This window comes from Intestinibacter sp., from assembly GCF_051866655.1.
GTDB lineage: Bacteria > Bacillota > Clostridia > Peptostreptococcales > Peptostreptococcaceae > Intestinibacter.
The window spans coordinates 1-11,798 of sequence record NZ_JBJDXL010000463.1 but is presented as its reverse complement, the minus strand read 5'-3'; the positions used below and the strand labels follow the sequence as shown (position 1 = coordinate 11,798).

14 protein-coding genes are annotated in these 11,798 nt (G+C 30.2%); 4 read left to right on the top strand and 10 right to left on the bottom strand.

Annotation, left to right across the window (positions count from 1 at the left end):
• From ACI3VO_RS13885 to ACI3VO_RS13850, 8 genes are all read right to left on the bottom strand, one after another.
• On the bottom strand, nucleotides 1-366 hold a 366-nt coding region (locus ACI3VO_RS13885), incomplete at its 3' end, for a HisA/HisF-related TIM barrel protein (RefSeq protein WP_439758489.1).
• A 1-nt stretch (nucleotide 367) separates the two neighbouring features.
• Nucleotides 368-976, bottom strand: coding sequence for an imidazole glycerol phosphate synthase subunit HisH (gene hisH / locus ACI3VO_RS13880; RefSeq protein ID WP_439758488.1), 609 nt, complete (start codon nucleotides 974-976; stop codon nucleotides 368-370).
• Complete coding sequence (hisB, locus tag ACI3VO_RS13875; protein WP_439758487.1) at nucleotides 976-1,554, bottom strand: imidazoleglycerol-phosphate dehydratase HisB; 579 nt, start codon at nucleotides 1,552-1,554, stop codon at nucleotides 976-978. Before hisB ends, hisH begins: the two co-directional genes overlap by 1 nt.
• A 21-nt stretch (nucleotides 1,555-1,575) precedes the next feature.
• Nucleotides 1,576-2,607: a histidinol-phosphate transaminase gene (gene hisC, locus ACI3VO_RS13870; protein ID WP_439758486.1), complete on the bottom strand. Its 1,032-nt coding sequence runs from the start codon at nucleotides 2,605-2,607 to the stop codon at nucleotides 1,576-1,578.
• Between the two features lie 31 nt (nucleotides 2,608-2,638).
• Nucleotides 2,639-3,289, bottom strand: coding sequence for an ATP phosphoribosyltransferase (gene hisG, locus ACI3VO_RS13865; protein ID WP_439758485.1), 651 nt, complete (start codon nucleotides 3,287-3,289; stop codon nucleotides 2,639-2,641).
• An 11-nt stretch (nucleotides 3,290-3,300) separates the two neighbouring features.
• Nucleotides 3,301-4,248, bottom strand: coding sequence for an ATP phosphoribosyltransferase regulatory subunit (locus ACI3VO_RS13860; protein ID WP_439758484.1), 948 nt, complete (start codon nucleotides 4,246-4,248; stop codon nucleotides 3,301-3,303).
• A gap of 415 nt (nucleotides 4,249-4,663) precedes the next feature.
• Nucleotides 4,664-5,716: a Fic family protein gene (locus tag ACI3VO_RS13855; RefSeq protein ID WP_439758483.1), complete on the bottom strand. Its 1,053-nt coding sequence runs from the start codon at nucleotides 5,714-5,716 to the stop codon at nucleotides 4,664-4,666.
• A gap of 270 nt (nucleotides 5,717-5,986) precedes the next feature.
• Nucleotides 5,987-7,639 carry a M20/M25/M40 family metallo-hydrolase gene (locus tag ACI3VO_RS13850; RefSeq protein ID WP_439758482.1) on the bottom strand — a complete coding sequence of 551 codons (1,653 nt, stop codon included), beginning with the start codon at nucleotides 7,637-7,639 and terminating at the stop codon, nucleotides 5,987-5,989.
• Between the two features lie 147 nt (nucleotides 7,640-7,786).
• On the opposite strand from ACI3VO_RS13850, the gene ACI3VO_RS13845 reads away from it, so the two are divergent.
• The 4 genes from ACI3VO_RS13845 to ACI3VO_RS13830 all read left to right on the top strand — a co-directional run bounded on the left by ACI3VO_RS13845 (nucleotide 7,787) and on the right by ACI3VO_RS13830 (nucleotide 10,713).
• Nucleotides 7,787-8,386, top strand: a complete 600-nt coding sequence (locus ACI3VO_RS13845; RefSeq protein WP_439758481.1) for a TetR/AcrR family transcriptional regulator — start codon at nucleotides 7,787-7,789, stop codon at nucleotides 8,384-8,386.
• Between the two features lie 91 nt (nucleotides 8,387-8,477).
• Nucleotides 8,478-9,323, top strand: coding sequence for an ABC transporter ATP-binding protein (locus ACI3VO_RS13840; RefSeq protein ID WP_439758480.1), 846 nt, complete (start codon nucleotides 8,478-8,480; stop codon nucleotides 9,321-9,323).
• Nucleotides 9,320-10,003, top strand: coding sequence for a fluoroquinolone export ABC transporter permease subunit (locus ACI3VO_RS13835; protein ID WP_439758479.1), 684 nt, complete (start codon nucleotides 9,320-9,322; stop codon nucleotides 10,001-10,003). Before ACI3VO_RS13840 ends, ACI3VO_RS13835 begins: the two co-directional genes overlap by 4 nt.
• Nucleotides 10,000-10,713 (top strand): ABC transporter permease, encoded by a 714-nt coding sequence (locus ACI3VO_RS13830; protein WP_439758478.1) that lies wholly within the window; start codon nucleotides 10,000-10,002, stop codon nucleotides 10,711-10,713. Before ACI3VO_RS13835 ends, ACI3VO_RS13830 begins: the two co-directional genes overlap by 4 nt.
• Nucleotides 10,714-10,801: 88 nt before the next feature.
• On the opposite strand, the gene ACI3VO_RS13825 is transcribed toward ACI3VO_RS13830, so the two are convergent.
• Both ACI3VO_RS13825 and ACI3VO_RS13820 read right to left on the bottom strand, forming a co-directional pair.
• Nucleotides 10,802-11,134 (bottom strand): hypothetical protein, encoded by a 333-nt coding sequence (locus ACI3VO_RS13825; protein ID WP_439758477.1) that lies wholly within the window; start codon nucleotides 11,132-11,134, stop codon nucleotides 10,802-10,804.
• A gap of 72 nt (nucleotides 11,135-11,206) precedes the next feature.
• On the bottom strand, nucleotides 11,207-11,755 hold the full coding sequence (locus ACI3VO_RS13820; protein WP_439758476.1) for a hypothetical protein: 549 nt from the start codon (nucleotides 11,753-11,755) through the stop codon (nucleotides 11,207-11,209).
• Between the last annotated feature and the right edge of the window lie 43 nt (nucleotides 11,756-11,798).

Here is an 11,798-nt window from a genome sequence, read left to right as displayed (position 1 = left end):
AGTATACATTGCTATATAGAGTTCCTTCTTCCGTTCTTTATTTTCTATAGCCATAGTACCAACTATAACTCTGTTTATACCCAAATCTAAAAGCTCTTTAACTCTTTTTTCGTCTCTTATTCCTCCACCTACTTGTATAGGAACGTCTACTGCTTTTGCTACCTTTGCTAGAGTTTCATCGTTTATTCCGACTTCATCTCTTGATCCATTTAAATTTACTACATGTATAAACTCTGCTCCATATGAAGCCCATTTTTTAGCCATAAGTGATGGATCCTCTCCATATACATTTACCTTGTCGAAATCTCCTTGTGTAAGTCTAACACATTTATTGTCCTTTATATCTATTGCTGGAAAAATTATCATCTTAATAAATCAACTCCTTATATGCTTTTAATATATCTGCTCCGACTTGTCCACTTTTTTCTGGGTGGAATTGTAATCCATATACGTTTCCTTTTCTAACAAGTCCTGGTATTTTCTTGCCGTATTCTGAATAAGCTACTAGCTCTTCATTTGAAGAATTTGCATAGTATGAGTGAACATAGTAAACATAATCGTCTTCTTTTATGTATTTTAATATTGGATCGTCAGCTTTTTCAAATTTTAAGTTGTTCCATCCCATATGAGGAACCTTTAAATCTATATCTAAAAAGTCTACAGAACCTTCTATTAGTCCAAGTCCTTCGTGAGTTCCGTATTCTGTACCTTGTTCGTACATTATTTGCATTCCTAGGCATATACCTATCATGTATTTGCCAGTTTTAGCGTATTCTCTGATAGGTTCAACTAATTCTAATTCTATTAATTTCTTCATAGCATCACCAAAAGCTCCAACTCCTGGAAGTATTAGTGAATCTGCGTTCTTTATTTCATTTAAATCTCTAGATAATTTTGTTTCTATGCCTGCGCGATTAAATCCTCTGATTACAGACCCTAAATTTCCTAAACCGTAATCTACTATAATATTATTCATTATAAAACCCCCTTTGATGAAGCAACTTCATCTGAAATTATTTCTATTCCTTCTTTTAATGCTCTCGCAAAAGATTTAAATATTGCTTCTATTTTGTGATGATCATTTTCACCATACAATAAATTTATATGCAATGTAACTCTAGACTCGTTTACAAATGCTCTGAAAAATTCTTTTACCATTTGAGTAGTCATATTTCCGACTCTCTCATCTGTAAAATCGGCATTGAAAACTAAAAACGGTCTATTGCTTACATCTATACTAGTTCTAGCTAAAGCTTCATCCATCGGAATAAATACTGTAGAGTATCTTCTTATTCCGCGTTTATCTCCTAAAGCTTGTTTTACACATTCCCCTAATGCTATTCCTATATCTTCAATCGTATGATGATCATCTACATAAGTATCTCCATTACACTTTACCTTCATGTCAAACTTCCCATGAAATGCCATAAGTGTAAGCATATGGTCGAAAAATCCAACTCCAGTATCGATGTCGGCTTTTCCTGTTCCATCTAAATCTATCTCTACTAAAATTTGAGTTTCTAGTGTATTTCTCTCTACTTTATAACTTCTCATATTTATCTCCTAAATTTTTTATTACATAATGCTTTTAAATGCTTCTAAGAATTTTTGATTTTGTTCCTTTGTTCCAACTGATACTCTGTAGTATCCGTCTAATTTTCCACTGAATTTTCTTATAAGAACGTCTTTTTCAACTAATTTCTTTTGTAAGTCTTCTATATCGCTTTTGAAGAAAACAAAGTTTGCACCAGATTTATATACTTTTACTTTTAAATCAACTAAAGCGTTGTATATCACTTCTCTTTGTTCCTTAACGTCTTTTATATAGTCGTACATTCTTTCTTTTTGTTCTAAAGCCTTAGTCGCTATATATGCTGATAGTGAATTTAAATTGTATGGTGCTCTAACCTTTTCAATTGAATTTATTAAGCCTTCATTTGCAACTATATATCCTGCTCTTATTCCTGCTAGAGAAAATGCCTTTGATAAAGTTTTTACTATTAATAAGTTGTCGTATTCCATAACTTCATCTATTAGAGATTCATCTGAAAATTCCATATAAGCTTCGTCTAAAGCTATAAGAGCATCTGTGCTTTTTACTATTTTTCTAACTTCATCCTTTGTAAGAAGTGTTCCTGTTGGGTTATTTGGGTTGCATAGTATAACTAATTTTGGGTCGCTTTCTTTTATTTCAGCTATTATACTGTCTACATTTAATTCAAAGTCCTCTTCTGCCTTTGCTCCTATGTATTTTGCGCTGAATACTTGAGCGTAAATTGAATACATACTAAAAGTTGGGTCTAAGCTTAAGATTTTCTCATCTTTATCTACAAAAGTCTTTATACATAAATCTAGTAATTCACTTGATCCATTTCCCACTGTTATATTCTTAGGCTCGTATCCTACATAAGCATTTATCGCCTTTTTTAAATCTGCATACGAATCGTCTGGATAGTAATTTAATGTTATATCGCTGTCTGCAAGATTTTTTAATAAATCTAGGTAAAGCTCACTATTTCCTTCATTTGCATCTAATTTAACTGAACATACTGTTGGGTTTGTAACATATGGTTCTAAACTTCTTATACTCTCTTTTTCTCTATTCATAATTATCGCTCCTTATCTTTTCATTTAAATATTATTTATAATCTGTACTTTTAACTGTTGAATCTAATAAGTCTATTACTTTTTGAATTTTGTCGTAATTAAATTTATAGCTAACTCTATTTGCAATTATTCTAGCACTTATATCGAATAAATCTTCATAGACTTCTAGTCCATTTGCCTTTATTGTATTTCCTGTTTCTACCAAGTCGACTATTACATCTGATAAGCCTACTATTGGTCCTAATTCTACTGAACCATTTAATTTTATAATGTCTATCTTTTGACCTCTAGCTTTAAAAAATTGTTTTGCTATAACTGGGTATTTAGTAGCTACCTTTAGGTTTTCAGATGTAAGGTATTTTTCTTTTTTGCCCTTCATACCAGCTACAGAGAATTTACATTTTCCAAAGCCTAAATCGTATAATTCGTATACTTCACTTTCATTTTCATTTTCAAGAATTGTATCCTTACCAACTATACCTAAATCTGCAACTCCCTTTTCAACGTATGTCACGACGTCACTAGGTTTAACGTGAATATATGTTATATGGTTTTCTTCATCTGTAAATATTAATTTTCTAGAATCCCTATCTATCCATTTCTCCATATTTAAAACCTGAAGTCTTCTATAGATGTCTTTTTCTATTCTTCCCTTTGCTATTGCTATTGTTAAATTGTCCATATTTCCCTCTCCTATCTGTTAATAGCTTCCATTAATGCGTCAAAGTAAATTGTAAATCCTATCGCAGGAACTCTTCTTCCAAAAGATTCTGTCAACTGATCGTATCTACCACCGCTTAGTATTTCTTTATATAAATTTCCAAAGTATCCCTTCATCATTATTCCATCGTAGTAATCAAGTTTTGATACCATTGATAAATCAAATAATGTGTATTTATCTAAATCTTCCTTTGATATTAAAGTACTTATTGTGTTAAGCTGTTCTATACCTTTTTTCATTCTGTCGTTTGTGAAGTATTTATTAGCTTTTTCTGTTACCTCTGCTAAAGTACCTCTAATAGTTAAAATATTTAGCATAAGCTCCTTTAGCTCATCTCTTATATCTAAGCTATTTGCAAATACCTCTAATTCTGGTTTATTTTTTCTATATAGTAGCTTTTTAAATTCTCTTTCTTTTTCTTCGCTTATATTTAATTCTTCTACAAATCCGTCTATATAATTTCCACTACCTATTTCAAGTAAAAATTTATCTGTAAACTTTCTAAATATATTAAATGCTAGGTTTACTACTTCTCTATCTGCTTCTATTGATGGTTCTCCTAAATATTCACATCCGAATTGTCTACATTCTATAATTCCATCGTTGTCTTTTCTATTTTTATATACTGTTGAATGGTAAAATAGCTTTAAGCTTAGATCGTCTTCCCATCTAGGAATTAAGCTCTTCATAAGACTTATAGTTATATCTGGTCTTAAAACCATTACTTTATTGCTTATAACCTTTACCATTGATTTTGTTGATATATTTTTATCTACTGATGTTATTTCATCGTATTCTTCAAATATTTCTGGTTTAATTTGTATAAATCCAGCATCTACAAAAGATGTTTCTATCTTCTTTGTCAATTCATATCTTTTCTTTGCAAAATTTAATTCGTCTTGAATTCTTAAAAATTTCATTTAATCACCTGTATACCTTTCTGTCTGATTTATTTTGATAAAATAAAAAACCATGTAGGCTTTTACCTACATGGTTTAGTGATTTCTCTACCATCATAGACTCAAGCCTTTAAGCTAACACAAATAGGGCTTGCATCTATGAAAAACATTCTTCATATTACAATCCCTAAGAGCTATGATGGTGATGATGATTTAATTTTTCTATTGTAACTATATTAAATTGTCTATCTATTAAATTCATCTTCCCATTCCTCCTAGTTATTTTTTAATCTAATTAAAATTCTGATTATATATTCAACAATATATACTATATTTACCAATTTCTGTTGATACTATAGATAATAATACAAATATTTAGAATTTGCAATAATTTTTTAACTATTTTTAAATATTAATTTTTTTTTATAGTAAAAATCTATACTCTTCTCCATTTAGCACTTCTTCCTTTTGCCACAACTTCAATCTTACCACTCTTTCTCAAGTTGTTGAAAACTCGATTTATTGTAGGCTCTGGTATGTCTGGGCATTGGAGTCTTATGTCGTCTTTTGTAAAATAACCTAATGTTGAATTTACTATTTTTTCTATTCTCTTAGTCTTAGTTTCCTTTTTAATTGCATTTAAATTAAGCTCTTCACCTAAAGTCTTGTATCCTTCTAATACAAATTTCAAGAAATACTCTAACCATTTATTTACATTGTAGTAGAACTTATCTTTATCGTTTTTTCTAGTGAATAAACCTTTAAAGTATATTTGTGTCTTTTCATCGTAAAGTTTTCCTAAGCTCACGTATTTTCCTACTTCATATCCATTTTTATTTAGTAGAAGTACTGTAAGCAATTTAGCCATTTTTATATTATTTTCTGGAAAAGGCGATATCAGTATAAAATCCAAGATAAATGAAGCTATAATTATCAAATTATCTATTTCATTTTCCATAATTAACTTATTGTATTCTGTGCATAAATCCTCTATGTATTTGTCTAATCTGTCTTCAATATTTTTTTTGATCAATATCCCATGGTTGTTAAATGTCTCTTCTCTAAAAAAGTCAGTTTGTAAAAAATCATTTTCCTCAGTTCTATATTTTCCCCCTCTTACTAAAGAAAAACGATGTAAATATCCATGAAGTTCAAGTATTGTCTGTGAACTTATTCTCATATCTTCATAAGCATTATTTACTGTTTTCAAAATATCTTTAAATTCTACTACACTTACCTCTTCCCTAGTTTTTGGTTTTACCTCTCCTGAAAATATTTTTCTAAAATCGTCTTGCTCCAAAAAAACATTTTCACACGAGTCGATAGTAAAATTTAATAGTGCTTCTTCTGTCAATTTTTCTAAAACCTCTTTTGGCTGCTTTTTATAGATAATTTGCTGTCCTTTGCTCTCATTTATAGCTGATAGCATTTTGACAATCTTCATATTGACAGGCATATCTAGCAATTTTTTCCCCATAATATATTCCATAAAATCACTCCAAACCTAAAAATTTGACTTTTTAATATATAATTATCTCATTTTGACTTTATTTTATCATATTTTGGACCTTCTTACAATTTCATACGTTTTTTATCATTTATCTATGTATTTAAAAAACATTTGTTTTTTTGGAAAAATAAATAAAAAAACAAAGTAAAATAATCGAATTTAACTAATTTAATTTATTTTACTTTGTTTTTCTTTATCCTTGTTTATTATAATTTCTTTTTAATATAAAAATTTTTTAATTTGACTTTGTTACAAAATATTCAAAATATTTTCTATTAATTGTCTAAAGATCACAGGTACTTTCTCAAATGAGTAATCTACTAGTATTCTCTCTGTCCATTTATGTGGATCCTTTCCATGTGGACCAAAGCTAAATACAGGCAGATTTAATTTTTTGATTTCGTCAAATGGAATATCGTAATTATAGCCAAGGGAAGGCATATTAGGCTTTAAGTACCTGATTACCTCTTCTGAATCCCTCAAGCTGAAGTAGCTCAAATCAGATAGACCTTTAAAATATCTCTGTGTATTTATTTCTTCATCTAGTTCTTTTTTTGCAAAGCTTTGGACGTTTTCGACTATTTTCTTTACCAAACTGTAATTACTGTCGTCTTCTTTTACACCTACGCTAGGGTAATAAGGTGGAGCGAAAAAGATAACTATCATTGGATCATTTTCTTTTATATACTTGCTTACAAAGTCGACTATCTTACTGCAGACATCTCTTTCATCTAAAGATATATCCTTTAGCCATATTTTTATATTTTCTTTTAAATCTAGTTCAAATTTTTCTCCGTATTTTTTATAAACCTTTTCGTATATTTCATCGAATGTAAATACATTTATGTTTAAGTTTTGATCTATATTTATTTTATTCCCAAGCTCTTCGTATTTTCTTCTAGATTGATTTACTAAATTTATAGTGTTTTCGGCTGATTTTTCACAAAGTGATTTTATCTCATTTACTATTTCAAAAGGTCTCTTTTCAAATACCTGCAAATTATAATACATAATAGACGATTCTGGCATCTGAACGTTGTAGACTTTTTTGCTGTCCTCGTATTTTAGGCAAGTCGGCGGCATCGTGTACTCATTTTCTACCTTCTCGCACAAATCCACATTTAACTCTAGATTTTGGATAATTTGCGAAGATATTAAATTAGTATTAAGTCCGCACATGCTCTCTCCTACATGTACCTCTACTCCAGTTGAATATACTCCTAAAAGCAGTTTGCCACAGCTTCCAGTGTATATATATTTACCGTCATCTCCTGGATAATTTCCAAAGTCTGGCTCAGTGTTTAGTACAGCCACAGGTCTTAAATTTTCCTTTTCTATAATTTGATTTACAAATGGAAGTGCCTTTATAAGCCCCTTAGAATTCGACTCCTCATCTGGAACTGTTACCATAAGTAAATTTCCCTCAAAATCCTCTCTCTCTGAATAATATTCTAAAGTTGCAATCTCCATCGCAACACCCATTTTCATATCCATTATACCCCTTCCAAAGAGATATTTTTGAGATAGCAAATCGTCTCTTGACTCCTGATCTAGTAGTTCTATATTTTCTTCTAGAACTCTAGTATATTCATATGGTTTTAATATAAAGTCTTTAAAATTACCTGCATTTTCTATATCTGCTGTATCTATATGACCTATCAGAATAACAGTTTTATCTGTCTTTTTCTCAGATTTATATAGAGCACATAAAAACGTCCTTCCTAATTCGTCCTCTACGTCTCCGATATATATATTGTTTGGATTTTTTTTGAAATAATCTATCTCCATAAGCTTTTTACTGACTAATTCTATACCATATTTTTCATCTGAAGTAGATGAAATTGTTTTTTCTCTTACTAATTCCAATGTTAAATTTAAAAGCTCTTCTTTTGAATTGTACATAAAAATCCCCCCTGTTTTTTAACTTCATATATATTATATAAAATTTAAATCACTTATCACCAAATAATTTACCTTTTATCAAATCTATTGACATAAATAGCATATTTACCTATAATGACTATAAAAGTATTTTTAGTCAAATAAGAGGTGATTCATTTGCCAAAACGCTATTCAGATCATGAGCGTGAATATATAAAAAAACGTTTAAAGGAAGAAGCAGCAGACTGTATTGCTAAATACGGCATCAAACGAACAACCGTTGATGAAATTGTAAAACGTGTTAAAATTCCTAAAGGGACATTTTATCTTTTTTATCAATCAAAGGAACTACTTCTATTTGATGTTATTTTAGAACAACACGATTTAATTGAACAAAAGCTTTATCAATCCATAAGCCAAATAGACCCTTCAACATTTTCAGCTGATAAGCTTACCGATATTATTTTAGGGTTTTACAAGATGGCTATGGAAATGCCTATTTTAAAAGTACTAAATTCAGATGAAATTGAACTCTTAGCCCGTAAGCTGCCACAAGATATTCTTGTAGAACACTTAGGTCATGACGATACTATGGTTGAACGTGTATTTTCATCATTACCTTTAAAAAAGGACGCAGATACAAAAATATTTAGTGCAGCCTTTCGTGCATTGTATTTTTCTACACTGCATAAAGAAGAAATTGGAGAAGAACAATTCGACTATGCACTGCGTACTTTGATTTACGGCTTAGTAACACAATTTATCTAAAACAAAAGTCCGGTGAGATTACCGGACTAAAAACAACATTTTATTTGACTATTTATTTTAATATAGTCAAATATTTATTTAGGAGGTCGAAATGATTACTGTAAACAATCTTTCTTTTAGCTACACAAAAAAGCCATTTATTAAAAATATGAGTTTTTCTGTTTCTAAAGGAGAAATTTTTGGTTTTTTAGGACCATCTGGTGCCGGCAAAAGCACCCTACAAAAAATACTATTGGGTATGCTCCCCACATATCAAGGCTCTGCAATTGTAAATGGAGTTGAATGTAGTAAGTGCACCAATAGCTTTTACGAAGATATAGGTGTCGACTTCGAGTTTTCAACTATGTATGAAAAATTGTCCGCAAAAGAAAATCTGCAATTTTTCTCATCACTTTATAAAAACACTCCTAGACAAATCGATGAGCTACTTCATATGGTCGGATTAGAAAACGATGCAGATAAACGTGTATCAAGCTATTCAAAGGGTATGAAATCACGTTTAAATTTTATAAAAGCATTGCTACACGATCCAAAGCTTATATTTCTCGACGAGCCTACTAGCGGTCTTGACCCGACAAACAGTCGTTTAATGAAAGACATTATCTTATCAGAAAGAGATAAGGGAAAGACCATTCTTTTGACAACCCACAACATGCAGGATGCTACAGAGCTCTGTGATAGAGTTGCATTTATTGTAGATGGAGAAATATTAGCACTTGATAGCCCTCACAATTTGATTATGTCAAAAGGAGCAACTAAAGTAACATACACATGGATTGAAGATACAGAACATACTGCAAGCTGTTCTCTTGAGAATATATCATCTGATAAAACTCTAAAGGGACTAATAACAGAGAATCGTCTACAGTCAATCCACAGTAGCGAACCGACGCTTAACGATATTTTTATTGATATTACTGGGAGGACATTGCTATGAGATTAGGTCGTTTGATATCATGGGATATAAAGCTTCAAACAAAATATGGATTTTATTTACTTTATGGAATTTTGACAGTTTTATATATTGTAATACTATTTATCTTGCCGGAGACAATACGGGAAAAAGTAGCTTCACTACTTATTTTTTCTGATCCAGCAGCTATGGGATTGTTTTTTATGGGGGCGATTATTCTATTAGAAAAAAGCCAACGAATTCCCTGTGCTTTTGCAGTATCTCCAATAGATGAAACTGAATACATAATTTCTAAGGTTGCCTCTCTATGCGTAATCGCCTTGATTGTAGCAACTATATTAGAAACTTGTGTAGAAACCTCAAATTTGGCTTATATGTTATTAGGAACCATGCTATCTAGTATAATATTTACTTTGCTTGGAATTATAATTGCGACAAAAATTACTAGTTTAAATCAATTTATATTGTGTACTGTTCCTATTGAAATAATTGGTTTTGTTCCTGCTGTATTGCATTTATTCGATATATCTTACTATGATGTATTCTATGTATATCCACCTAATGTCTGTATCGATATGATAGCAGGTAATGCCTTTTCACCTATAGGATTGCTATTTACAGTTGTATTGATTTATGTGTTGTTTATTATAGCTAGAAAATGTGTTTCTAGGATGTTAAAAAGTATAGGGGGTGTAAGTCTATGAGAGCAATACGAGTGAGTTTTTTGCAGATGCTGTTATTTATACGACGTGATATGATTTTATTTGTAGCTTGCTTTGCCCCGCTTATGGCTGGTATAGCATTTAAATTTATAATACCTTTTGTCGAAAAAACATTAGTGAATTGGACAAGTATAAACTCAATTTTATCGCCATATTACGGAATTTTTGACTTGTTTTTCTCTATGATAGCTCCTACAATGTTTTGTTTTATAGCTGCTATGGTTATATTAGAAGAACGCGATGATCACATTCAAAGCTATTTATTTATCACTAGATTAGGAAAAATAGGTTATTTAATATCTCGTATTTGTATTCCAGCTGTTATTGCATTTGCTATTACAGTTCTATCGCTTGCGATTTTTAAGCTCACAGCTTTATGCTTTACTGAAATACTATTTCTCTCCATATCAGGTACGCTACAAGGTATTATAATTGCACTTATTATTGTGACATTATCGACAAATAAATTAGAAGGAATGGCAGTAACAAAATTATCTACACTTACTATTTTAGGAATTTTAGGACCGTATTTTCTTCCATCTAATGCACAATACGTTTTATCGTTTTTACCATCCTTTTGGATAGCAAAATCAATTTATGATAAAGAATTAATTTATATGATTTTATCTATTTTTATATCAAGTGTATGGATTTTTATTTTACTAAAAAAATTCAAGAAAAAAATATTATAATTTAAAAATATTAGCTATTTTTACAAAAAAACTATTAGATAATAAAGTCTTTACTATCTAATAGTTTTTATTCTCTTTGTTATTAAATTTATTTATTTTCAGCTTCTTTTTCTGCCATTTCTTCTTCTAATATCTTCTTTTGAAGTGCCTGCATATGTCTTATTATATAAAAATCTATATCGTCGTTGTCACTGTCAAAGTCCCAGTGCATTTCTAGCATACGTATACTTCTATAGCAAAGACCTGCATTTCCCTGCAATTTAAAATCTATTAAATCGAATAACCAACATTCTCTAGTGTTTACATCCCACAAATCGTGTTTTTTTATGTAATCATCTAGAATTTTTCTGTACTTCATCAATGTCATATTGTCAATTGTCACATGTTCCATAAAAACATGGTATTTTTTACCTCTAGCCATTTATTTAGCCCCCCTAAAATCAACTTCAGTTTTATATACTAAAAAAATTTTATTTAAAAATCATTAAATATACTACCACTTAACAAGATGCTTATTGTATTCTACTAAATAATCATCCATCAAATCTATGAAAGTTTGGTATTTATATACGTCTTTAGCTTCTACCTTTTCGCCTTTTCTAAGTGATGTGAAATAAGTACAACTCATTTCTGAAATGGCATGTCCCATAGCTAATGTAAGTCTTTCTGCAAGAGTAGGACTGATTCCTACTGAATGTATAGTAACTCCTGCTGGTAATAATCTTAAAATCTTAGTATGGAAAAGGTAATCCATAAAACGTCCTTCTGGAACGAAAATTAAAGAATCGACGATTTCATCGAAATCTACATCGTATAAATCTAGCTTCCAAGTACTAAGTATTCTATAAGCCATTTCTTTTTCTAGTGGTACTACTCTTTGTTCTGCTTCTGTATAGTATATATATACCTCTGCTTCTTTGCTTGCCTTTTGTGAATAAGGTTTTATTATTTGTTCATTTACAATAATTCTTATTTTGTCTTCAAGACTTGTATTTTCCTCAAACTCAAAATTAAATTTGCCTTCTTCATGTTTATGTTCCATCTAATTTCCCCCATTTATATAAGTATATAACAATATTCAGATA